Origin of the sequence: Dyadobacter sp. BHUBP1, from assembly GCF_050587785.1 — a bacterium.
Classification (GTDB): domain Bacteria; phylum Bacteroidota; class Bacteroidia; order Cytophagales; family Spirosomataceae; genus Dyadobacter.
On the sequence record NZ_JBOBIH010000019.1, the window covers coordinates 1 to 26,456 of the forward strand.

The 26,456-nt window shown below is 45.6% G+C and carries 14 protein-coding genes and 1 pseudogene; all 15 read left to right on the forward strand.

Annotated elements, in window-relative coordinates:
* The first annotated feature begins 2,333 nt into the window (after nucleotides 1-2,333).
* The 15 genes and pseudogenes from ACQ4MZ_RS31110 (at nucleotide 2,334) to ACQ4MZ_RS31180 (ending at nucleotide 25,840) form a co-directional block, all read left to right on the forward strand.
* Nucleotides 2,334-5,225, forward strand: a complete 2,892-nt coding sequence (locus ACQ4MZ_RS31110; RefSeq protein WP_430851918.1) for a T9SS type A sorting domain-containing protein — start codon at nucleotides 2,334-2,336, stop codon at nucleotides 5,223-5,225.
* Nucleotides 5,226-5,727: 502 nt separating this feature from the next.
* Nucleotides 5,728-6,360 carry a response regulator gene (locus ACQ4MZ_RS31115; protein WP_430851920.1) on the forward strand — a complete coding sequence of 211 codons (633 nt, stop codon included), beginning with the start codon at nucleotides 5,728-5,730 and terminating at the stop codon, nucleotides 6,358-6,360.
* Between the two features lie 552 nt (nucleotides 6,361-6,912).
* Nucleotides 6,913-7,626: a hypothetical protein gene (locus ACQ4MZ_RS31120; protein ID WP_430851922.1), complete on the forward strand. Its 714-nt coding sequence runs from the start codon at nucleotides 6,913-6,915 to the stop codon at nucleotides 7,624-7,626.
* 433 nt (nucleotides 7,627-8,059) lie between these two features.
* On the forward strand, nucleotides 8,060-8,668 hold the full coding sequence (locus tag ACQ4MZ_RS31125) for a LuxR C-terminal-related transcriptional regulator (protein WP_430851924.1): 609 nt from the start codon (nucleotides 8,060-8,062) through the stop codon (nucleotides 8,666-8,668).
* Between the two features lie 1,178 nt (nucleotides 8,669-9,846).
* On the forward strand, nucleotides 9,847-12,717 hold the full coding sequence (locus tag ACQ4MZ_RS31130) for a GEVED domain-containing protein (RefSeq protein ID WP_430851926.1): 2,871 nt from the start codon (nucleotides 9,847-9,849) through the stop codon (nucleotides 12,715-12,717).
* Nucleotides 12,718-12,856: 139 nt separating this feature from the next.
* Complete coding sequence (locus ACQ4MZ_RS31135; RefSeq protein ID WP_430851928.1) at nucleotides 12,857-13,132, forward strand: hypothetical protein; 276 nt, start codon at nucleotides 12,857-12,859, stop codon at nucleotides 13,130-13,132.
* A gap of 261 nt (nucleotides 13,133-13,393) precedes the next feature.
* Nucleotides 13,394-13,516, forward strand: coding sequence for a hypothetical protein (locus ACQ4MZ_RS31140; protein WP_430851930.1), 123 nt, complete (start codon nucleotides 13,394-13,396; stop codon nucleotides 13,514-13,516).
* A 935-nt stretch (nucleotides 13,517-14,451) separates the two neighbouring features.
* Nucleotides 14,452-14,760: a LytR/AlgR family response regulator transcription factor gene (locus ACQ4MZ_RS31145; protein WP_430851932.1), complete on the forward strand. Its 309-nt coding sequence runs from the start codon at nucleotides 14,452-14,454 to the stop codon at nucleotides 14,758-14,760.
* Nucleotides 14,761-15,095: 335 nt separating this feature from the next.
* Complete coding sequence (locus ACQ4MZ_RS31150) at nucleotides 15,096-16,013, forward strand: hypothetical protein (RefSeq protein ID WP_430851934.1); 918 nt, start codon at nucleotides 15,096-15,098, stop codon at nucleotides 16,011-16,013.
* A 301-nt stretch (nucleotides 16,014-16,314) separates the two neighbouring features.
* Nucleotides 16,315-16,779, forward strand: a pseudogene (gene lysM, locus ACQ4MZ_RS31155) (peptidoglycan-binding protein LysM).
* A gap of 31 nt (nucleotides 16,780-16,810) precedes the next feature.
* Complete coding sequence (locus ACQ4MZ_RS31160) at nucleotides 16,811-17,071, forward strand: hypothetical protein (RefSeq protein WP_430851936.1); 261 nt, start codon at nucleotides 16,811-16,813, stop codon at nucleotides 17,069-17,071.
* Between the two features lie 694 nt (nucleotides 17,072-17,765).
* On the forward strand, nucleotides 17,766-18,455 hold the full coding sequence (locus ACQ4MZ_RS31165) for a LuxR C-terminal-related transcriptional regulator (protein WP_430851938.1): 690 nt from the start codon (nucleotides 17,766-17,768) through the stop codon (nucleotides 18,453-18,455).
* Nucleotides 18,456-18,663: 208 nt separating this feature from the next.
* Nucleotides 18,664-21,792, forward strand: a complete 3,129-nt coding sequence (locus tag ACQ4MZ_RS31170) for a sensor histidine kinase (RefSeq protein ID WP_430851940.1) — start codon at nucleotides 18,664-18,666, stop codon at nucleotides 21,790-21,792.
* Nucleotides 21,793-22,893: 1,101 nt separating this feature from the next.
* Nucleotides 22,894-25,314 carry a T9SS type A sorting domain-containing protein gene (locus tag ACQ4MZ_RS31175; RefSeq protein WP_430851942.1) on the forward strand — a complete coding sequence of 807 codons (2,421 nt, stop codon included), beginning with the start codon at nucleotides 22,894-22,896 and terminating at the stop codon, nucleotides 25,312-25,314.
* Nucleotides 25,315-25,543: 229 nt separating this feature from the next.
* Nucleotides 25,544-25,840 carry a T9SS type A sorting domain-containing protein gene (locus tag ACQ4MZ_RS31180; RefSeq protein ID WP_430851944.1) on the forward strand — a complete coding sequence of 99 codons (297 nt, stop codon included), beginning with the start codon at nucleotides 25,544-25,546 and terminating at the stop codon, nucleotides 25,838-25,840.
* Nucleotides 25,841-26,456: the final 616 nt, after the last annotated feature.

The following is a 26,456-nucleotide window of genomic DNA, read 5'->3' on the forward strand; positions in this document are numbered from 1 at the left end:
ATCGATAGGGTAAAGCATGCCGGTGATCTAACAGACACAAACTGGAGGAATTTGTCAAATACAGAAGATGATGAGAATTTTTCCGACGTAAAAGGGTTCAGTAGTCCGAACAGCAAACATACCTAAAACCGACAGCCATTGATCGAACCCCGGCTGGACAACTCGCTAACACTGGCCACAAAGCATACCGGCAAGCTATCCAGATCGGTACCTTTATCGAACGCCAACATGTCTACTTGCCTATTGTTAAAATCTTCTCAATAGATAAACACGTAATCTGTAAGCTTCCTTTTACTTACCCGAAAGGCTTATTAAATCCCAATCCAGTCCTACAAAACCGTTACTATTTTCGCAAGCCATGTATTTTCCCAATTGCGATCGCAACAGCAATCACGGTGCCATCCAAATAAACACGTTCAGCCGGAAAATTTGCGTCCGTCAAATCATAGGCCAACCGAGATAAAGTCTAACACTGATCACTACCAAAACATCTCTCAGTGTAAAGCGCACCGGTCTGAGTAAAATTCCTACCACGACAGGGTACGGATCGTATTTGAGTACTAGTCCTTTAAAGCGGTAATCCTTATCAAACCCTCATATGAATTCGAAAATCCTCTGATAATTAATAGTCGCACCTGCACCTACCTTAGCCGCAAAACTGGATCCGGTTGAAAAAGGGTCCATTTCAGCTCATCAAAGGCTACATATAATAGAACAAAATATAGTCAATCGATACAATGATGATTGAGACATATTAGATGTCCATTTTTCTGAATCGCTAGAAGAGGGTGATAGTCGGGGCCATTCATAGTCTATCGGATAAATGAACGGATAACTCCACGCATCTACACCCGCATTAAGCCCTTCCCGGAACGACACCACTCGCATTCGCACAGGTATAGAAATCAAAGAAAAGGCTACTGTGTCAATATTCTGCTTTGGGTAATGAGACAATTTTACGAAAGCTAAACATTAACATTTGAGCCATCCGCGTCTCCATGCAGACAAAAAATCATGCCCTCCCGTAAAGTGCGGAAGGGTGATTGTTCGACTGGGCGCTTCGTACTATATGAGTATTATTAATCCAATAATTAACAAAAACACCCTTCTAGTAAAAAAAGAGAAGTATCAGCTTCGGCCACCCACCATGGAGGCACAACTGAACAAGCATACACTCCAATTAAATAGACGAAGCAAAAAATAATTAGCTCTATCGTAACATAGATTGGTATTTGTAATCATGCCTCCCGAAATAGCGGGAGGATGAAAAACAGCCTAAGTTACTCAAACTTACATAAATGCAACAATGCCTCTTAGATGGGTAATTCAAAGGGAATATTAATTTTCTATTTTCCTCTCATCACCAATCATATACTATTTATCCAATACCTCAAAGCGGCTAATGTTAAAGTTTTTTCTTCTTAATTCAAAATACTAATCAGCGACAAAATAACCGTTATTTCCACAAGATTCGAGGCTACTTTATAGGATAGATGTTACAATTCAGATCAGTAATTTCAATTCCGCCGAGCATATTAATAGTATTTTTCTCATTAAACAAACCCTCTCTCTGCATGTACGAAATTAGCAATAATTTTAAACCCTGTCGATATTTTTTTGTCAATAATTGCGACAACAGGCGTATTGATCGAAGCAATCGTATTGTTTGTCGAAAAGTATTAATATCAATCAATAAAATTGCCGCAATACAAAGCGTCCGTTGATGAGCTGTACCCAATAATCGAATTTTGGAGCCTTGCGGAAACCATCCATCAATGTGAGTTAGCCTTTACCACGTTGCAGCTTTACCTGATGAACTGACCCGCCGTTGAAAATAGTTCAGATCGGTTATGGCCTACCAATATTAAGTGCTTCTTGTCATCTTTTTGTGCTTGACAAATATCCGATTTCCCAGAAATCATGTCACATGGTATAAATTAACAAATTTTTTACGATTTAAGTCATTTACAATATCGTGTGCATATATAAGTTTCGATACTCAGTATCATAGCTTATATACTTACTATTTGATTTACGAGTTCATCATGGATTCTTAGGCTTTCCATTAGTTAAATAACTAAGGCAATCGTATATTATAGACAAAGTATTTCCAACCTTCAACTACATCATAGGGTTTTTATACGAACTAAATTTGCGACTTCAAACGATCTAAATTACTTGCGAATAGCTAATTACCTCAGAAGTTGGCAGTATCTAAAAACAAATACGATTGTCAGATTCTGCAAACCAAACTCCTCTCTTATGCTCGACGTATATCTAACTAAAATAGATCGACATTTAGGTATCATCACCCACTCATTTTCTCTCACTGAGTGTTAGTTAACATCTCTTCCCAGCTTTTAAAATTTAATCAATCAGAAACAATGGCAAAAGTTTATCCTCACCAAAGATTTAATACATCAAAATCTACGGTCCTGGCTTTGGCGTTTAACTTATGGTCGGCTCTTACAATGCCTGTGTTAGCTCAGTGCCCGACCCAGATTCAAATTATCAACGTGACACCCACGGCTGCGACATGCCCCTCCAACGGCAGTCTAACAATCAATACGGGTGTTGGAACCGGCATTCTTTACCAGATCACCTCCGGGCCTCAAGGATATCCAACCGGAGCCCAGAACTCAGAGACATTCTCTGATTTACTTCCTGGTGAATACACGGTGAAAGCCAGTTGCCAAGCCAACCCCGCAACATTTGCAAATACCACCGTTACAATCGCCGACCAGTACGAAGATCTGGTTGCCAGCTCCCAGGTAAGTGGTGTATGTTCGTCAAATGGAGCCGGAGGCGTGATAATGACCACTGCCTCAAGTGGCAGGCCACCCTACCAGTATGCTTACTTCCAGGGAGATCCGGGCATAGCCGACAACGATCCTTCTATCTTATACGGCAATGCCAATTCATACTCATCTGGTGTCTATGGAGTATTTAATGTAAGAGTGAAGGATGCTTGTGGCGTTTTTGTAACGCACCAAATCAGCATAGAGAAAACCTACCCAAATGACCTTGCAATTAACCAAGCTTATCCCAAATACTACGATTTGAACTGTACGCAAGTCCAAAACAGCGTGTACATCCGATTCTATCTTGCCAATGGCGTCGGCTTGGAATCACTTCCGGCCTCGGGAATCGATATCGATGTTTACGAAAACAACGGCACCTGTGAGACTCCTGTTAATGGGTCGTTGACAATGACTGTACATTTAAACCCCACAGACAATCCAGACATTTTAGTCCCTAATCGGAAGAATCTTATTTTTGTATTAAGAACGCCGTGCGGAGATCAGACCACATATTGCTATGAGTATGATCCGGCTCTGGACAGCGTTGACATGAACGCAACCATCGAGGCAGCTGGTTGCGAGCCGGCTTCTGATGGTGGGATTAACTACGGGATATGGGCCGATGTTAGTGAGTTGACCGTGATCCCTATCCACTATGAGCTGAAAAACCTTGGCGGAACCATCATTGCCCAGCAAACCACTTCACCGACTGACCGTAGCAATACAAGTGTGTATTTCTCCGATCTGGCTTCTGGCACTTACACAGTTACCGCTACTGACGCCTGCGGAAAAACCATTTCAAAAACCGTGACGCCCCCAACTGGGTATCCAGGCGTACTAACGGCAACGCCTGGCACTTACGTAGGTTGTGCTAGCATCAATGGTCGTACAACGATGAACGTCAGGATAGAAGGTGTTATGGCCAATCTTGCCCAAGCTACCGCACGTATCATATCCCCAAGCGCGTCGGGTGTCGGCAAAGAAGGAACCAATGGCGGGGGTGGAAACTATATCTGGACGGATGTAATTCCGGGAGGAACTTACACCATTGAAATAGACAACCAGTGCGGCCAGACAAGGACAGTGGTGGTAACTCTTCCAGCGGGTGAAACCCAGGACCAGCATATCGATGCAACTGTCCGCCAGCTGTGCGGGGGGATTGGGGATATTACCATCTCGGTAAACTTGAAAGGCAATGGCTCGGTAGATTTCGACCTTCTTAACGAGGATGGTATCACAGTAGGCTCGGGAACAGCACCAGGCGGAGTGTTCACCAATCTGGTAGCCGGGACCTACTCGGCAGTAGCTCATGTGACAGGTTGCGGACCGTATGATTTTTCAAAAACAAACATTCAGATTTTGCCAGGCGGTTCTTTACCTGTGATTACAAAAAAATTAGGTATCATTTGCGAACAGCCAGATGGGAGCCCAGCATCCTCCGGGAAGGCCCTGTTGTCCTTTATAGGCGCTCAACCTCTTAAAGTGGATTATCGCCTCACTTCTCAAACCGACATTGGCTACATTAACCTCACCAATGATTCTGACGGGACCGAGACGATAGACGGCCTGCAAGCTGGGACGTCCTATATCGTCAGAGTGACCGATGCCTGTGGAAATTCAACGCCGGTTCAAATCTCTATTGGGGCACTGGACGCACTAACCTCAGAATCGAGTGATAAGCCGTGCTCCGGAAGCTCTTATACACTAAGCGTACCGGATATGGTTGATGCTACTTACTCCTGGGCAAAGGATGGTGTGTATATATCCTCCGAAAGGGCCATCTACTTCCCCAATTATACCACCAGCGACGATGGGCACTACGAATGCACCATTGTGGTAGGAGGTTGCGTGACTAGGATAGTATCTGTCAACCTAACCGATTGCAAATTGCCGGTCAGGTTGGTAAATTTTGTGGCAACGGCTAAAGAAAATGTAAACCATTTGAGTTGGTCTACCAGTGAAGAGACCAACAGCAGCCATTTTGAAGTACAGCGTAGCCTGGACGCTAAAACCTGGTCAACGATTGGACTATCTCCGTCCAAAGGCGAAGGTGCCGGAATTGTGACATACGAATTCGAAGACAGAAAGCCATTTACGCTACTCAACTACTACCGTCTGAAAATGGTGGACCGCGATAGCACATTCTCGTATAGTCGGATAGTATACGTTGGAGAAACAAGCTTCGCCGACGTGAATATTTATCCAAACCCGGCAACAACCAGAGTGTTTGTGCTTCGGTCGATTGTAAAAAATCTTAATAGCGCTTTGGTTGTGGGGATAGATGGAAGCGTAGTTAAAAAAGTCGGTAGTTCCGATCTGGAATCCGGTATCGATGTACGGGAATTGCCGTCGGGTATTTACACCTTGGTACTGATGCTCAATGATGGTTCCAGTTTGCGGCAAAAAGTCGCGGTAACTCGATAGCAGAACAACCTGCCGCCGTCGTTATTTGCTTCGACTACGGCCAAACAATGTATTCCACCAGAACACTAAGTAGCTAAATCAGGGCCGGACAGCGAATTGGCTGTCCGGTCCTGATTTATTACAAGTAGGGCGAAATGATCTGCGACCTTTCAAAGGTTGGATAATTGCCATGATGCGGGGAAGTCTTACATACTGATTATACATTAATATAGCATCATGATTTAGACTTAGTTTTTTCTCTACCGAGTCGCATCCACAAGCGATAGCGTCTGCCTGCATCTAATCAAAAGCTCTGATTTAAAGCTGAGCGATTTGAGTATTGAACGAAGCGAAACTTTCCCCGCCTACAAAAAATGTGGTCATTTTTTCTATTCTACATTTCACTGGCGGGCATATCCGCATTGAAAGGAAAACCGGCAAATTTGAAGTACTGAAAAAATTTCTACTTTTGGCTTTCGACGGAGCGACTTCTCCTCGGATCAAAAAAGTAAAATCGTGACCCATGACTAAAATTCTATTGGTAGAAGATCACCCTGTGATGCGGGCAGGTACCAGAACCATTCTGCACTCTTTTTTGGGCAATTGCCAAATTACCGAAGTCGATAATTTCAAAAGGGCAATCAATGCAATTATCGAGGAAGAGTTTTCCCTGGTGATTCTAGACGTCTCAATTCCCGGCGGGGAGAGTGTCAAAATGATTGAAAATATCAAAAGCAGAAGGAGTGAGCAGAAAGTCCTAGTTTATACCTCCTGGGACGAAAATCTGTATGCACTGGAATTCATCAAAGCCGGCGCAAACGGCTACCTTACCAAGGATGCCAGTGAGGCAGAGTTGAAGGTAGCAGTCGAAACCATTATTTTTCAGAACAAAATGTACCTTAGTCAGAATGTAAGGGACCAAGGTTTCAATATGTTCATCAAATCCGGAAAGACACTAGAATCCCCCCAAGAACAACTCTCCTTGCGTGAACGGGAGGTGGTAAATCTTTTCCTGACCGGCAAAAGTGTTTCAGAAGTTTCCAGTCTTCTAAGCCTACATCCTTCGACAGTCAGCACCCACCGCCACAGAATTTTCCAAAAGCTCGGAGTAAACAATATGATGGATTTGGCCAAGAAACTTGGAGTACTTCATTAGAGGCTTCTGACAATCACCCGCCCTTTACAGTTATGCATTGGTAGCGTTCAAGCTATCAATTCTGAGCTGTTACCACTTCCAGGCATCATGGCGAGAGCGCTAAATGCGATTAAAACATCTCTAATCTGATATCGTTGCCGCGCAGATGCTTGCCAGATGATGTCACAGGGGGAGCCTTCCAGGGCTCTAACGCGAAAGCTATCCTTTCGCGTCTACAAGGCCCGGTGATATAAGCAGCATTTGCCAAGTATTTTGTTAGTGATTTTACTACGATAAAAATCCTCCGTTTTTGAACGTTTGCCGTTAGATTCTCCGAACCATACAGCCGCCAAGGTAAATTAAGTTTGCATTGTCAAATCGTATCAGCTACAATTCGAAAGAAGCGAAAGCAGGTACACAAGCTTTTATCAAATGAGTGATGTCGCCGACTTTATCAGCAACCTCACAGGCAATCTCCGCTTTCAGTAATGTGCCACTTAATGCCCTTGGACTGGACATAGGTTTCACACCTGGGCCTTCTTTATAAAAAAGCAATTAGTAAAAACACAAGTTATGAATCAACTCTCCAAACTAAGAATGATAATTGCTATGACAGCGTTGTTAGGCAACAACTTAGCTAAGGCTCAGCAACTTAAACTGTACAGCGGCAGCGCTTCTACTACTGCCACCGGGCCTAATACCTCCGCTCAAACGGCTAGATTCTACAAAAAATGCGAGCACCTCAGCTACATTCAGCGGTTATACACCCGCAACAATTGTAACATTATCGATCTCCAACCAGCAATACCCAGTAGTAAGTACTACAGCGCCCCCCCAGGGCTAACTTTTGAGGGTGCTCTTAAAGGGATTGGCCATTCCCCGACGACAATGGGTGAGGCACCAATTTTAAATAGCCTTAATTGGCTTGGTAACCCATTAAGTAGTTACTTTACCTCTTCGCGCAATAGTGCTACTGCCGGAACCAATTTGTCTGTTTCCATTAACTATGCTTATGCAGATGACGTAGGCATTAAAGACTCTTCTCCGGCTATATACACACTGTCATGGGAAAATCCACTGCCAGTAAAACTGATCTCCTTTAATGTCAAAACCGAGGGCAGAACAGCTGCTCTGGATTGGGAAACGGCAACCGAAGTAGACAATAAGGGCTTTGCTGTCGAACGCAGCGCCGATGTCAGAACCTGGAATCAAATCGGTTTCGTGGAAAGCAAATCAACGAATGGAAACAGCGCATTGAAATTGGGATACTCTTTTGCAATAAGGTAAACAGCAATATTACCGGTTGAAACAAGTTGACTTTGACGGAAAAATGAATACAGTTCCGTGCGTGTCGTGACCTTGACAAATGAGAAATGGTGGACGTATACCCCATTCCGGTTGCAGGCGATATTACGATCAAGGGTATGACTGGGAGTCCGCTTATCAACAATCTTTGACGCAAACGGTACAAAGATAAAACAGCCGAAAAACGAAGGCTCTCAGGCCATCATAGATCTTGGCACCCTGCGTTGCGGCGTATATCTAATACAGGTTGTTACCCCAAGGTACGGTCGCAACTAAAAGGGTAATAAAAATCAAATAACCTGCTGCCGGGCAATGCTGCCTTAACCAGAAGGTCACTATACACGACAAGGGAAGGGATTGGCCCTCAGCGCGCCAGCCCTCCCTAAACTAACCCACTTCTACAAAACCCGGATCGATGATCAATTCAATCATACTTATCGAAGAAACAGCCATTGTTCAGATCGGCATCCGCGCAATTCTGGCAGGGTTTTTACCTAACGGTAAAATCAATACCTATAGCTCGATTGGGGGCATAGAACCCTGCCTGCAAGCGGAGCTCTGTTTGATAAACCTTACACGACCTTCCACCCGGGATAAGATAGAGGCAATTGCCTCTTTGAAGCAAAAATACCCTAATTCTCCGATCATCTGCTATGGCACCGATACAGTACCCGGCATGGTTCGCATACTTTACAAAGCCGGTATCAAAGGTTATTTCTCGATGGAAAGCGACGAGATCTTGCCATGCATCCGCACTGTCCTAGCTGGAAAGACCTATTTTCCAAGTTTCATGGTCAACGCGTTTGTGAATTATTTGCAAACCAGCAAGCCGGGTAAATTCGGGCCCTCGTTAACGCTCAGGCAATACGAGGTATCCACTCTGCTCATCGGAGGGTTTGGAGTTACCGCTACTGCAGAACGGCTTGGCATTACGGCTGCAGCGGTATCCACAATCAGAAAGGCTGTTTACAAAAAGTTGGGGATCCACACCATGCCAGAGCTACTGAAGGCAATCGGACATTGAGAAGTCTCTATATACCCTGTCTTTATTCACCTTAATAATTATTCATTCCATGGATTTGTTATCTTTCGTTAAAGGGGTTGGCGAGAAAATTTAAAAAAAAGAACAAGTGCTGCCATACCCACTTCCGAATCAGCGAAACCATATCGAGCAAGCGCGGTGCCCTAACATGTGCAGTCGTTGGTATTGCAATACAATAGCCTGAGTATCAAACCTCCAAAGGCACAGCAGTCCTCTAAGGCCAAACTGCGCAAATTGAAAATCTTGAAATCCAGACTTCAGATCAAACCGTTCTGAGAAGTGTCAAAGGTGAAGACATTCATACTGGTATACGAATCCCTTTTCTTCCCATCGGTGTCTACTTCGTGAAATTAAAACTGAAGGATGGAACCACCGTCAATAGAAAGCTATTGCTTACATATTAAACTTAAAAACACCTCGAAAGGCAATTTTTGACAGCCGATGAGTAGCTTGCTTATCGGCTGTCTTTTGACGAAAGCTAAAAGTCTACTTCCCTATGAGTTTTAACCAAAATTATTGCACGAAAATGCTCAGTTCCAAGCATCTGCTACTGTTATACCTAGCTGTGGTTTGAGTCAATTTAAATAGAAAACCTAAATGATCTCAACGGAGTCGACATTCACTGGCGGGCATTTCCTATTCGAAGCATCGATAAAGCTATTCCAAGCTGACGAAACAATCTATACGTTGTAGCTCGATTTAGTAAGTTCGCCAGTTCACACCCATATTACTCTAGTGTATCGGCGCGTCGGCTGATGTGGATGACCCATATCATCGTCTTCTTTTGTATTTGACAATCTCTGTCGGCTCTCCAGAGTGGAAAAGGTGGGCTACACCTACTCTGTTTTTTGAATATTAGTGATTTCACTACAAGAACATTCCACTTTTTTTGAGTAAACGTCATTAGGTCAACCGAACAGTACTACGGTTAGGTCACGTTAAGTTTGTATTGTCAATCTAAACCAGTAAAATCCAACAAAGCAGCGAAAACAGTTACACGCTGTTTCTTCAAATACCTCAGGACTAGTATTTAACAACATATAACGAGCAATCCAGGCAGATCCGTAATGCGCCACGTGTCGCCGTTAATCTAATGAAGGACCTTAAACTTATCACACACTTTTCTATTGGTACATACAACATTTTTAAACTATCCTAAAATGAACACTTATTTCAACGTAAGATCCCGGGTAAGGCACCTATTTACAGGCAGGTACCTGCAAATATTGGGCCACTTCGTACCGCTGGCGGTGCTTTGTAATGCCGCAAATGCACAGCAATGTATGAAAGATGCAACCGACGGGCTGGCAAAGTCCTATTTCTTTGCCAGCGGAGATAGTTTCGGCCAGGAATACGACAGGGCATTCAACAACAATAACGACGCCGGTAATAAATGGTACCGCGGTGGGCACAATACGACAGCCGCCGCCCCCAACTGGATAGGGGTGAACTTCGGTGACCAGGGCGCTAAAGCACTGACTGGCTACCTGATCAGCACTGCCAACGATTTTCCAAGCCGCGCCCCGCGTGACTGGACCTTTCAGGGCTCCAACGACGGAACAACTTGGACGGACCTGGATACACGCTCGGGACAAAGTTTTGCTTACACCGGACAGTCACGGGTATTTTCTTTTGCCAACACGTCTGCGTATATGCAATACCGGCTATTAATAACCGAGACTAGTGACCCCAATGAAAGCTCGATCCAGATCGGGGAACTGGAGTTCTATGAAAAAGTTTGTTTGCAAGGCACGGTTACCAACCAGGGGACCCCTTTATCCGGGGTTACCGTTGCTATCCTAGGCGAAACATACTCCGCTGGCGGGGGAGGGGGTAATGTGCTATTTACCGCTTTGACCGACGCTGCCGGACAATACACATTCAGCCCTGCTCAGATTCCTGACGGTCAGTTCTCGCTTATTGTGCAGCCTCCTGCTGGGTACCAAATCGCCTCGAATACAATCCCTTTCTTTGTCGATCCCGCCTGGACCAACTCCGGCCAGCGCTTTTCGACCTCGCAGTATTACTATTCGCCTACCGGGGCAATCACTTTTGCTAACCATTTGCAACTTGCCCAGTCATCTGGCACTACCGGAAGCGTTTATTGGGACAACCAGCAAAGCAATACATATGTAAACCGGTTCCGGGCCGATACTGACAAGGGTAACCTGAATTTTACCCTGAAACAAGCCCAGGTATCGCAGTCCTGCGCGACCCTGAACGGCACGCCGCCCTTCACCAACAACCTGATCACTTTGGCAGAAAACGGCACATTCGGTTCCTTCTCGACAGGAACTGGTGCAGGCAGCTACCTCCGTGTGCACCCTGAACAGCCCGGGTTCAGCAAGGATTTCAGCAATACGGTTCTGTATGGGAATGCAGGCCTGTCAAATCCGACCAACACGCAGTATACCTATGCGAATAAAGCCAACGAATTTAGCGCAATTACGGGTTGGGGTGCTGGTGTGATGATCCAGGAAAGCCGTTTCACGGTAACTTCCTACATTGGCACCCTCGGAGATTTGATAGACAGCAACAACGATGGCAACCAGACCAAATCATTGATCAATGTTTACCCCACTCACTGGCGTAAGACCTACGGTACCACCACAGGGGATGTCTACGACAAATTCCTGATCATCAACGGTGCGGGCAACAACCTGCCGTTCTTCAACCAGCCTGGCCTGAACCTGAAAGGCAGCCTTTCGTATCTTTTCAGCTTTGACGGAAAAAATGCCAATGCGACTACCCAGGGCATCAACACAACTGTCTCGGTCCCTTACCGGCTGCTAAACTCGTCCGGGGTGGCCGTTGCCTCAGGAACCCTGGACCTGCCGCCGGCATCGGCGCTGTCCGATGATGACGCGTCCTCTCCCTGGCAGAAGGTTTTTGTGACATTGACGCCTCCTTCGGATGGCACATATTCGCTTGAATTGAGATATCCGGGAGGTAGCGCGATCGGTAACGATTTCTACATCGACAATATCTCCCTTCGCGCTCTTACCGATTATGGTGATGATCCGATCTCATACGGCGAAGCGGTCCATGGCCAGCCAGCGCAAACCATCAGTGTTTCTTGCGACCCCCTTTTGTACCTGGGCGCGAAGCTGGATATTGAAAACCTGTATTTAGCATCCGCAATCGCAAATGCCGATAACCTGGATAACATCGATGACGAAGACGGGGTAACCCCTGCCACGCTTCATGCTGGCGCAACTAGCTATTCGGTAGCGGTTTCTGCGACTAATAACACAAGCACTGCCGCTACACTATATGCGTGGATAGATTGGGACCAAAGCGGCACTTTTGAATCATCGGAGAGGCTTTCGATTCCGGTGCCAGCCAGTTCCGGCACCGCCAGTTACAGTCTGACATGGACCGGTCTGAACGCGCCGAACAAAGTTTATGCGCGGTTTCGTTTAAGCAGCGATCCGCTCGCAGCAAATCCCACCGGCCTTGCCTCCGGCGGTGAAGTGGAAGATTACATGATCGAAGTCCCCATGCCGGTCACCCTGGCCAGCTTCGATGTCACCACCGAGACCAGCACAGCAATACTGTCCTGGTCGACCACCTCAGAAACCAATTCGGACTATTTTGAAATCCAGCGCAGCAACAATGCCCGGGACTGGCAAGCGGTAGGTATACAGAAAAGCCACGGTGAAAGCAGCGCTTTGATCAAATACAGCTTTGTCGACCAGACCCCGTCCAAGGGTATAAATTACTACCGTTTGAAGATGGTTGATTTTGATGGGACTTTCGCATTCAGCCGGATCCGCGAGACCAGTTTTCAAACATTGCCTGGAATGGTCGCCTTCCCTAACCCGGCCAGCGGAGTAGTGTTCCTCAAAGCAGCCGATATGACCATTAGAAATTACGGGCTTATCGACATGAACGGCAGGGTTATATTGGCCGGGGACTATCAGCCAGCAAACGGGATCGACGTATCCAAACTACCCGTAGGGACTTATCTGATCCGTGCCGTGAGCCAGGATAACACTGCTCTTATTCAGAAAATTGTTGTTGGCAAATAATCAATGGACTAATCCTGGAGTTTTTGCTGGCATACCGGCCGTAGATCTTTGATAGTGCAAAAAAATGTAGTTATGTGTAACCTCTATTCAAAGCCAGGTCCTCAAGGAATCTGGCTTTGAATAGAGGCTAGCTCTGGCGATGTCTGTTGCCTATCAGCTGCTCGATGTCAATGCCCAGACAACGTTTACCAATCCGGTCGTTAGCTCTGTCCCAGCTACCCCAACCAACTACAATGCAACGGTGGCCTCTCCCTATTCCGATATTACCTCCAGACTACCTGCCGGAAGTAACAACACCTATAATTTCACGACCAACAACAAGCGAATGACTTCATTTCTTGTCAATGGTATTACTCATCAATATCAAAAATCTCAGTCAACTACCGGTGTTTTCGTGCGACGAAACCGCTCTTAGCGACGGTACACCCTTAAAATTGAGTTGTCATATCCAATCAACCGGCAGCCGACTGGAAAGACCGGCAGGCATTTTATTCGAAAGCCACCCAGGATAAAACTTCGACTCCAAACGTTTTAACCTGGTGGCTTCCTAACCAGGAACGCTAGACTTAGCCCCAAGTCGTCCTGTTAAACTGCTTATATCAACACCGGATCAGACAACACCTTTGCCAATATTTAATCCAATGCCGGGGCTAATCCCGGCCAAAGTGCCAACATTATGGCCAATAACATCGAAAGGGTTGACCTGATTTGGAATCCAGATATCAGCATCACCTCTTCAAACCTGAACACAAGTGGGATCGTGATCGATACCCCGGGGGGAATAGCGACGATGCGCTGAAAGTAACGGCAATCAAGGCTTTATCAGGGAGAACCAATAACGGCCTGGGCGCAAACAACATCTATTCGGATGTGTTGGCATTTAACAATGCCTCGACACAAAAAGGGGTAAATGGTGGGCCTCACTCCGGGCCATAAGGGCCAACTACATTTATCTTCAATATGCCTAGCATCGTGTTCAGGCGCAATGACAATAAGGCGACCGCGACTGAGATTAACGATCAGCTCACAGCATCGCCGTTTCCCTCGATGATTAATGTCCTTGCTCGCAGGATGTAAATAGTATGTTTATCATTCTCGCGTAGCTGGGCCTGGGCGTCGGGGATACTTTTTTCGGCTATTCGCTTCTACCGGCTGACCCCGATGTACAACGCAGTAGCGAGCGTGTAAACGGCTATATAAACAGCAGCAGCTATCCTGCTTTCTGACCTAACAAGGGGCTGATCTGAGCGCTATTAACTCCTTCATTGCGTCCAATGTCGTTCTTGTCGGAACAGTGTTTGATGATGGCAATGGCCTCCCGGACAATACTATTCATGGGATCCCCATTCAGCTTGCTTCCGGCGTTCCACTTTATGCCAACCTGTATTCGGACGCCGGTCAGCCTGATAAGAATCCCTATCCGCTAGTTCCCGGCGATGGATCACACCTGTTACACTTCCAGTATTAGTGCTTTAACTACAATAAAAATCCACTTTTTCTAAATCTCTGTCATTAGTTCTTTCGAATAGTACTACGGACAAAGCATATTAGGTTTGTATTGTCAAATCACAGCAGCATAATCAAACAAAAAGTTAATCTTGATATAATAAGACATCCCAACAGGCGGCTCAAAATGAAAGACTTACTCCAAAAATTCAAATGGCTTTGAACAATTTGTTAAGCAGCAACCCAGAATCAATACTCAACCTCGGCCCAAGGCTCCGGATTATTCACATGGGACAAAACATTGTTTTGGATACCAGGTCGATAACATATCTGGAAGGGGGAGGGAACTATACGTATGTACATACGCTGACCGGAAAAAAATACCTGGTCTGCAAAACGTTGAAAACGATGACTGTCAGGCTGGGGCTGGGCTTTATGCGCGTGCACAAATCGTTTCTGGTCAACCTGCGCCAGATCGAAATGCGCAACATAGAGAACAATGTTCTGCTGCTACGATGCGGGGGTACTGCTTACGTCAGTAAACGCAAGCGCAAAGAGCTCGACAGCCGCCTTCGAACCGGAAAACAAGGACTATAAGGATGGCACAATACACACACTAAAATCAATAGGATAGAAGGACGGGTGATCCATTTCATGGCGTTGATCACCATGACTAGACCGACACTTGCCCGGGGCTTCCTGGGTAAGTGTCTAAAAGAAACAACAAAAAACACCGATTTCAGGCTAACTAATTTCATAACGTTGAGAAGTGCTTTCAGGCTGATAGCCCTGCGGTCAGCCTGATTAAATTCAAGTACAGCACAGTTTATTACCAGGCAGGAAACGACCTTTTGGGATCAGAAGGCGTTTTTATCGCTTACATTCAGTTCAGGGAATACCCTATTGCATCCTTGTCAATAATTATCCCATCTATGAGCAGAAGCACCGTTTTACTAGTCCTGATTGTGGCCCCGATGATCGCTTGGCAAACAAATGCGCAAAAAAATACACTTGAGCTTGTTCAGGACGGCATCAGCAACAGTATCAAGCCGCCAATCCCGATCGGGCCAACTTCGATCCCGCAGACACTTTCGTTCTACCTGAACAGAAATGGCGCGGGTAACGGAGCTAAATACTTTGATCCTGCAAAAAAGCCGCTGACCGTCACGCTGAGCCTTGACGACCAAGCATTTCTTAATGTACCACAGCACGTTACCGGAATTACTTTCGGGGCTGCATCGGGAAAATCACAGCAGAATGCCATCGGCACACGGGTCGCTAACACCAGCTATGCACTTACTGACACTGCCAGCAATCTTTTTACCGCCCATCCGGACGGCCCAATTGGAAATGGGATTAATCTCAACTCGAATCTTGGGGTGCAAATTTTCCTTTCCGCCAAACCTTTGATCACCACCATGGCGGCCACCAGTGACGCCAGCCGTTATTATTACGGCAAGCTCCGCCTTACTTTCAGCAGACCTGTAAATGACCCAGTTATTTCCCTGATTGGCCTTGGAGCTACTACCTTTTTTTCCGGGAAGCGGCTTGGTTTCAGTACCGAATTAGAGCTTGTAACAGAATCCATCAATCTGGTCAAACTCTCTGGCACGCCAGAGTTGGTGCTGGATCAGACCGGCCGCAAGATACTTCATAGCAATACACCGGTTTCGGGTGTATGTGGAAAGGGTGCAGCTTGTGGAAGCATCCTGTTGAAAGCAAGCCAGCTCACGACTGCTACGTTCGAGGTTTACTTACGCCCCGATGGCCGCGCAGGCTCCTGGGGAACCGATAAAGTTGCTAACGCCGGAGACATGTGGCATATAACCATTTCATTACCAGAAAATTAATACATTAATGTGGTAAGATCCATTTATCCAGGTTTTCGCTACAATGCCTGTGAATTGATCCGGTTCATTCAACCAGACGATTACTTTACGATTTTATTAAACAACGGTCAGGTAATTCATTTTCAGCCTGATAACAGAAAGGAGTTTCTTTGGTGGCTAGATGCTTGGGGCGTTCAGGATCTAGGGAAAAAGTATAGGCGCTCAAATCGCATATGCCCCTTTACTCGCTGTCGAAACCTGGCAAAAGCGAAACTACTCAAATCAATCTAAATTCAGTTTTCACTTAAATTCAACTTACAGTATGGGTCTACTTTCATTCATCAAGGAGTCGGCGAAAAGATTTTTAAAAAAGAGGAAGCTTACACCACCGCGGTTCCCGAAAATCCCGAACCTCTTCGGGCCAGCGCCTTGCTTGGACATGTTCAGTCCCTTGGACTATCATATACCTCGCTGAAAGTAAAAAACATCAGGGCATACAGTTATCCTCGAAGGCAAGACTAACACCCAACAAGATTCAGAGAAGATCGCGCTGGCTGTCGGCAACGTCGAAGGAGTTGAAATCGTGGACAACCGAATTGCTGTAGCCGCCCCGCAGCTGCAGTCCAGGTTCCACACGGTCGGCAAGGGAGATACGCTTTCCGCGATCGCCAAGCAGTATTATGGGGATATGATGAAGTATCCGGTCATCTTCGAGGCTAACAAGCCCATGCTCAAAGATTCGGAGCTGATCTATCCTGGCCAGGTACTGCGAATACCGGCGGTGTAGCATCCCATTACCTTTTTAACCTAAACTAATTATGGCCAGTTTGGTAACATCACTACTTATCGGAGCGCTTGCAGGTTGGTTGGCAAACAATGTGCTGAGCCGATTTTCTCTTTCATCCACAGCTCAACTGCTGCTTTGCATAATTACTGCATTAATCGGCGGCAGGATGCTTGCGGATAATTTGGAAGCAGACCTGTGGTTATCGCCAGCCACTTTCTGGATTTTAACTGTAAGCGCTAGCGCGTTGGTCGTACTTGTCCTGGCCGGCCTGCTGAAAAGATATAAGCCATAACTAGTTAATGTTTAAATGTTTTGCGCTGGGCAACAAGGATTTACCGCGGCGCCCAGCGCAGACGCTTGACCGTTACAAAAAAGCAACGTTTGGTTTCAGTGCTAACAGCCATTAGGTATCAAATCCATCTTGATCCTTAATGGAGGATTTTGCTCTTTGGCAACTACGTTGAAATAAGTGGGTAAGGCCGGGAGCCTAAGCGTCCGGCCTTCTTTGTTTACAATGGATTTTATCGGACCTCCCCGCTACCCTAAATATATAGGTGGTCTTCCGATAGGTATAATTTACTATTCAAGCCCTAGTTGCACACGTGCTTAGAAATCTTCTTTTCGATTAGGCTGTCACCTAACCAAACTAGTTTAGCTAGAGCTGTTAAAATAGATGCATTCAAGTCATTCAACACTCTATACACGTCAGTTGGTAAAGCCTAAGGCCAATATCAGGCCTTAGGCAAAAAGTGTTCCCTGGGCCTGCCAATCCTATTTGCAAGTCCCGACCAGTATTTGGCAATCGGCATCATTAATTATCCTATAGTCAAAAGTAAAGAAATTCGCCTGCTGCTCGTGGCCAGGATACATCAAGCCTAACATCTAGCCCCTCATTTTTTAGTGAACAAACTACGTTGTTTGTAGTAACGAATTGGTTCGATCTCGCTAGGTCAATCTAACGTGATCGCCTTTGGCACTTACTAAATTTGAAACCAACCAGAGAAAGTTGGTTTCAGCGGCTTGCTTCAACTTTTCTCATCAACAACGGCAAACAGAAATTCAGTATGACCAACTCGGTTTTTCTAATTGAAGAGCTCCCCATCATCAGGAACAGCTTGCTGGCCACGTTGGCCGGCATCGCCACCGAATATAAAATAACAGCATTCTCATCATTTGAAGAGTTGCCCCGGGCTTCGGTTCCCGAAATGATCATCATAAGCTTAGTCCGCTCTTCCGGTAAAGCAGGAATCGGTTACATAACACTGCTGAAAAAAAAATACCCACAATCAATGGTCATCGCATATGATGTGAGCTCGATCCCAGGCGTGATCCGCATGTATTACAAAGCCGGCATTGCGGGCTTCTTTTCGCTTGAAGACAACGACATTGCTTCCTGTATCGAAATTGTGCGCTCGGGCAAGGTTTACTTCCACAATTCCCTGGTCAATGCATTTGTCTTCCATTTGCAGTCCCAAAACCGCGGTATCTCTCGCCCATCTCTGACATTGAGGCAATACGAAGTGGCCAGGATGCTGGCCGACGGACTAAGCAATAAGGATATTGCAGGGCATCTTAACATCGCCTCAGGGACAATAAGCGCTGTCAAGAGCTCTATTTACAAAAAGCTAAAAATCTCCACGCCAGAAGAATTACATGAGGCTTTAATGACTTTGTAAGACCTGGCCTTCATTTCAACCATGTCACTGGTATTCTATCTGGCCAGCGGGGCAGCATAGACCCGTTCCCGTATCGATCAGCCGTTCGAGATCTCGGACGACAACAATTCTGATTTCAGATTTTGAACGACAGTTAGAGCTGTGCCTAGAACTACATAAATAATCTATTTTTTCTTTAAAATAGCGCATCATTTTACCTGCTTGTATTATGAGGATTATTTTGGTCTCGGTGTATGCTATTTTATTTTCTGGTCTGATAGTCTGCGCCCAGCGCCCTGCAATCGACGAATACAGCCTCAGACAGTTGACCGAGGAAGAAGGCCTCCCCCAAAACAGTGTGCGCAGTATCGTCCACGATGAATTGGGCTTCATCTGGCTGGCAACCGAGCAGGGTCTGGTCAGATATGACGGCAAGAGTTTTAAGATTTTTACAAAGAAATCACTGGGCATTGAAAGTGACCGTTTTTACCAATTTCAAAGGAACGCGGCAACGGGAGAAATCTATGCATATTCCGAGTTCAACAGGGCCGTCCGAATCTCGGGTGGTACGGCGACAGTCGATTCGGCTAACCTTTTTATCCGCGATATTGACAGGGGCCCCATCTCAGCCTTCATTCGGCTGAAACTGGCGGAACCAGAAATGATCAGGAGAACCCTCTCCCGCGACTTTAAGCAACAACACCTTGTCGTTACAACCAAAACGGGACGGTATTTTGCTTGCTTCAATCAGAAAGTCGTCATTTTTCAGTCGGGCAAGGTTGCTGGTGTGGTCCCCTTTTTGGGCCCCAGCGGCCTGGCACCATTCCAAGCCCCCGGAGATACGACCCCGAACTTAAAAAACTTCATGTCGACAGGAAATGAATTGTTCTATCATCAAACCGGGGTGGGTATAGAATTTATCCATGTCTCTCAACGGGGGAACAGACAAATCCGGCTTGGCGGGGATATCACCCGGCACCCCATGTTTGTTAAAGAAGGACATAAAACCCTTGTTTTTGTCAACAAGATCAACAACCAACTGATCGCGACGCTGGGCGACCATATCTACCTAGTCAGCTATGACCCTCAAAAAAAAACACTTTCTACCTGTTTGGTTTTGGAGGGTTTAGATACGCACCGGCGCCGGTTAAGCAGTTTCTACTTCGATTCGCTGGACGGGACTTTGTATGCGGGAAGCCAGACTGGAGGGATGTATATTCTCTCCCAAAAGGCCTTGCAAACCGTGACGACAAAAGGTGATGATTATGAAAATATTTTTTACGCCCAGCACGCAATTAATGATTCAACAGTTGTACTCCCGAATGGGAGAATGGCTACTGAAAACGGTTTTATCCGTCAAAGGCTTCCAGGAGTAGACACCACCAATACTGATGGTAGGTTTACAATTCTGCGTGACCATTCTGGAAATATATGGTACAGGACCAAAACCTCGGTCTTAAAAATATCTGGTGGTACTACTCAGAGTGTCACCCAATGGATATCTGTCATAGAGCCGTCCCGGCTCTATCAGGGACAGGACAGTTTGATTTGGGTTGGCTTTCGAAACGGGGACCTGGCCATCGTTGACCAGACAGATGTAAAGAATCCCTTTCACAAGGTAGCATCAACGGGCGCTGACATTACGTTTCTGTTTCAGATTGATGAAAACAAGCTCTGGGTAGGCACTAACAAAGGTCTTTTTTGTTGGGATTCCTCAAAAAAGCAGCTGTCGGTCATCGACGGGATGCAGCAAAAAAATATCCGCAGCATCACCACGACTGCACCAGACCAAATCTGGGTAACCACCTATGGGGATGGTATTTTTTTACTGCGTAAGGACAAGATTCTTGCGATCCCATCTGACTTAAGGGGGTATTTGAATTATGCTCATTGCCTGGTCGCAGATGAAAAAGGCTACTTCTGGATATCAACTAATAAGGGCTTGTTCCAAGCTCAAATTAATGATTTGGTTGCATTTGCAGACAGAAAGTTGCCCTCGGTCTTTTTTCGGTACTATTCCAGGGCAGATGGGCTTAGAATTAACGAGTTCAATGGGGGCTGCCAGCCTTGCGGCATCAGGCTCGGAAACGGATATATTTCCTTACCGTCGATGAACGGGCTTGTGTTTATTCCGCCAGGCATCCCCACGCCATCATCGCTGACAAATCCTTTTATTGTTGACAAGGTGGAAGTAAGTGGGAAGTCCGTATCGCTCAATGATACCATCCGGCTCGAATACGACTTCGGATCATTGAGCATTCAACTCGCCACCCCGTTTTTCATGGACCGCGAAAATCTAAATATAGCATATAGTATAGACCCCGTCCATAAAAAGGGCAAAGGTTCCCAGTTCCGGGTAGCGGACGACCTGAAGATCAATATTTTTAACCTTCCCACTGGCGAATACCGTCTAAACATCCGCAAAATGGCCGGGTTCGGCTCCCAATACATTGAAAAAAAAATTGTACTAATGATTTCCCCAGCCTGGTTTGCTACATGGTGGTTTGTCTGTCTGATGCTCGTCTTGCTCGCAGGTTTGCTGATCGGGTATAACATGCTCCGCACAAGAGCACTTCGCTCACGGAACCGGGATCTTTCTCGTCGCGTCGATGAACGGACTAAAGAACTTTCCCAAACTATGGGAATGCTGGAAGAGTCCCAGCGCAGCCTTCAAAGGCAACTCCAAGTCCAAATGAGGATTATCGCGGTTTTGGGCCATGATCTGAGAAGTCCCCTCAAATTCCTTATCCGGTACAGCAAAAAGCTCCATGAATTGCTGGCAACTCCTACAGAGCACGGGATACTCTCTGAAATGAGTTGGGGAATAGCCGAGTCGGCCAGCAAAACCTATGAGCTCGCAGATAATCTGCTTGGATTCGTCAAGGCAACGACAGCGCAAAACGGGAAAGTGGATGAGTCACTGGTGCCAGTGAAGCAAGTTCTCCAAGAAAAGGCTGCTGTTTTTGACCAATTGGCTAAGGAACGTCATTCCCAGATCCGGCTCGATACAGAGACCAGCGCGGTGATGTTGGTTAATCGTCAGTTCCTGGCAATCATTATTCACAACCTGCTTGACAATGCCATAAAGATCGGCTGGCAGGATACGATCACTCTTTCTGCCCATTCCATCGACAATAAGGCGATTGTCACTATTTCCGACACTGCTGGAAACTTGCCTGAAAACATAGTCGCCTGGCTCAACAGTACGAATTCCGTAAATCAATCCGCAAACAATACTGCCCCACCCGACCTTGGCCTGGGATTGATCATCGTCAAAGAGCTCGCTGATCTCGCTGGACTAACCATTCAGGTACATTCTGATAGCAGCGGAACGACGTTCAGGATGTTTAAAGTTTGACAGCTATCGCGCTGCCAATTTTACAAGAAAGTGAAAACCTCCCAAAGTCGTGAAACCTAAGAGCCTTCTATCAGAGCCTGTTGTCTTGTTTTTTGACTTATGAGGTGGGTATCCAAAGATTGAAAGAAGCATAGGATACCGCTCATAGAATCAACCTACGATCGTGGCTTTGGGCCTATCAGATGTTTGCAATTGACGGACAAAATCAATCTGGCAGATGCCCTCTGTCTCTACCAGTTGTAATATACCTACATGAATTGTAACGAGGTAAATTATTACAAATTTCTAACCTCAAAATGTCTCAGAACCAAACATGAAGTAACATCTCCCTTTCACTCGGCAACGAATGGACTGGATGAAGCTTAGTTTAAAGTTGCTGTCCAGATTTCGCGAGTATTATATAGCATTCGAAACTCTGGCACGAAAAGATCCTTCATATCTACGAAACACGATTAATCCAACAGTATTCATTAATCACTGTTAGTAATTTTACTACACTGAAAATCACTTTCTTTTGAGGACATCTCGTTATGTATTCCGATTTATGCAGCCGACTTGCCGCATTAAATTTGCGTTTCCTCACTCCTCATATGTGCAATTATAAGAAGGCGAAATCAGGTACAGATGAAGTACCGAGTAGCAATAAAATTATTATCGTTTAAAGTAAATATAATTTGATGCCCAATACGAATATAGCTTTGTAATATCGGTGCGATTTGGAGAAAACAAAAATATCAATATTTATCATAGTCGAGAAAAATACGAGTAAGAATTGATGGGCTTTTGGGACGCATGATACTTACCGTGGTAAAGCAACAATAGGCAAGTTGGTGATATGAAAATAGAATGATTTCGAGCGAATCAGGGAATGAGCAAGAGAATATGAATAACATTGCGTAGTAATTTATTTACGCCCTCTTGCCATGCTGATACATTTCTCGTGCCACTCTACTGACAAAGAAGAATCCAACTGGATACAAATGTCATACAAACTCTTCAATAGTTTTTCTTCCTATTTGGCTCGGTTAGGTGTCAACGTTAAGCATCAAATAATATATCGTTAGAAACAAAATTTTCATGAATTACTTTTCAATATTAAAAATGAAAAAATTATTATCTGTCTTAATAATTGTAATAGGTTATTTCGATACAAATGCCCAGCTGATTACATCGCAAAGGGTTAATAATCCTACTTTTTCTTCCAATGCCTCCGGTTGGATCAGAGGCCAAGGTGTGGGAGCTTCAAACCCGGGTGTTCTCTTTATTATTAATAATCTTGAAACAAGTATAACCCAGGATCTAACATGTGTAAACCCCGCCGGGATATCTCCAAAAATTAAAGCGTGTATTGGAACTTATGATGCTATACCTATTGGGCCAGAGAGTATTTCGGGCTGGGCTAAGCTGGAGATAAAATATGATGGAGTTCGCTATGCCGTTATCACTAACCAAGCCGGGACTTTCAACCAATATGCTAACATAGTTTATGAAAATGGTGCAACCGGAAATATACCCGCAGGAAATCATTTTGTGAAAAATCCAGATGGTGCAGGGAATATTCAAATGTGTTTAAATAATTTAGTCCTGACTTTGCCTAATACTGTCGATAATAACGGAACGCTTGGGTTCTATTATTCTTCACAGCAGGATAATCCTCCATATAACGGATATACTCAGGCGGATGATGACATCTGGATTGGAGAGGTTACTGTGGAGAGTAGCTATCAGACAATCCCTGCACCAGTGATAAACCAGCAAATTAATTACTGTTCTGCTGTTCCGTTAGCCCAAACACTTACTGCAACGCTGCCTGCTCCGTACAGTCCGCTCCCTACCGGAGCGTATGTACAATGGGAAGAAGAAACCGTTGGTATTGTCGGTACTGGAACTTCTATCAGCCATACTGCAAGCAGCGATGACCGACGTTATAGAGCAAGAATAGTACTTAGGGACGGTTGCTTTACCGGACCGTGGAGCAATTATGATGCGCGTGTAACACGTTATGATATACCCGCTGCGCCGGTGGTTAATACAAGCGCAGCAAGTTGTACTGGAAATGGAACCGCCACGATTACCAATTGGAATTCCGCTCTTAGTTATACATTTTCACCGGCAGGGCCAAGTGTTAGTGCAGGAGGAGTGATTTCGGGAATGAGCCCGGGCACGAATTATAATGTAATGGCAGCAGGTGAGGGGGGCTGTACTTCGAATGCTCAGTTCAACATTGCGCCACAGTTGACTTGTGCTGTCATTAGCGGCACAGTATTTAACGATGCCGACGGTATGATTGGTGGAGCGAACGGTGTCCCTATGGGTGACGGTGCTACCATCAATACCCCCGTTACTGTAACCCTCTACGCTCCTGACGGTACTACCATACTGGCCACCGCCACTACAGATGCCAGTGGTAATTATTTTTTTGATCAAGTGAATGTCGGCCACTATGTCGTAAGAATAACGCCACCGACTGCGTATGTAAATGTAAGTTCTACTGAACCTACATCTCCAGCGGATGGCGACACAGATATCAATATTTCAGGCACTACAAACGTGACAGGTGTCAACTTCGGCTTAAACCAGCCCCCCAATTCCAATAACGTAACGTATCAGTTACCATCACAGCCTACAAGCGATGCCTTTATACCATTAAATGGCGGAAGCAACCCACCATTAACGAACGGTTCTGACCCAGAAGACGGAATTTATACAGGCAATGTCGTTACTACCCCCGGACCTCATTCTAATAATTCTCCTGCGGGTGTGGTAGTTACATCTTTGCCTATTAACGGAGAGCTATGGTACAACGGCACACAGGTAACTGCGTCTGATATTACCAACGGTACAGTATTCGCCGATCCCGCGCTACTAAGTGTGAAGCTTACCGGCAGCGGTTATACTTCTACTTCATTTGAGTATGCTTATGTAGATGCTGCAGGTAGCACAGATCTCACATCGGCTACTTACACACTGACATGGGATAATGCACTGCCTGTAAAGCTGGTGTATTTTAACGCTACGGCACTATCAGGTACGGCATTATTAAGCTGGGCAACGGCATCCGAGGAAACTAACAAAGGCTTTGCGATAGAAAGAAGTGCGGATGGCAGAAACTGGGCTCAAATAGGCTTTATAGACAGTAATTCTCCTGAAGGAGAAAGCAACACAAAATCTGTTTATAGCTTTACCGACGAAGCTCCGATTGCTGACAAAAATTACTATCGCTTAAAGCAGATGGACTTTAATGGTCAACATGAGTATAGTCTTATAAGAGTGGTACACTTCGGAGTGATGAACGATTTCAATATCTATCCTAATCCGGTAAAAAGCGAAGTGAGCATTGATGGGCTTGCAGGTGCGGGAACCATTCGGTTGTATGATACAACGGGCAGGGTAATAGCCAATAAAGCTGTATCAGAAACTTCGAACGTTATCAGTCTTGAAGGGCTGAGCGAAGGGCTGTATTACCTACATATAATATACAATGGCAAAGCAACAGTAAAGAGTTTGGTAATAGGAAAATAGAGTCATTCCGCACGAAGCTGGGAATTGAGGAATATGAATAATTATAGCTCCCTCCTCTCGGAGCTACATAGATGTGGCAGAAATGCTTTACATCGGCCCGGGTACTTATCCTATTGGCGGAATCTGGAATATCTATCGCAAAATGTATGGATAAGCCGTTATCACAAGAAATGGCACTATAAAGTTTCACAACCAGCCGACCAAAGGTGTCAACTTCTACCGGCTGAAAATGGTCGATCTGGATAGCACCTTTGCTTACAGCCGGATCGTGGCCATCAAGCTTTATGATGCTACCGCGATAGTCTACCCCAACCCCGCATCTGAAACAGTCCGGATCGATCAGTCGCTACTGCCGGTGATCAAATCGCCGAAAATCCTCGATGCGAACGGCATAGTCTTGTATGAAGCACAAAATCCTGCTTCACCACAAGTTAATATCAAAGGTTTCCAGAGCGGCACTTACCTGATCATCTTTACCCACAAGGATGGGTCATTACACACACATAAACTGGTGGTAGCAAAATAGAGGACGGTTTATCTGGCAGGGTTCACGATAACTTGGTAAGACCGACACTTGCCTGGGTTCCCCGGGTAAGTGTTTTAACAAATCTTTGAAAATAGCAACAGGCTTTAATGACCTGCGCTGGTAGGATAGCATTCAAAAGAAGGAGGGTAAACCCAGGGGCCCGACTGATTGGCACCTGCGGTTGAAAAGTGGGATACCTGCCCGGGCTTTCCGGGTAGGTGCTTTGTAAACCTACTGGTTTGATACGTCTAAATCTGATGGTGTTTAATAGGATGGCTAAACCGGAGGCCTAAATGCAGGTTTCTGTTGGCGGATAGTTCGGATACCTGCCCGGCAGAACCGGGCAGGTACTTTGTGACAACTAGCTTCATGAATCGAATAACTAAGTATGAGAAAGATTTTTACGGCATACGATTCGTCTTTTCGACCGGCAAGCCCAATTCGAGCCGTAGGGAAATAGTGGGTCTGCCCCCCAATGGCGCATATCAGTCATTAGTCCTTCATAACGTAACGAGTGCATTCAGCCTGATGGTCTTGTCGTCAGCTTGATTGAAGTGCAGCACGGTTAAAACCAGAAAGTAAACGGTCTTGGGCTTCCGAAAGACCGTTTTTTATC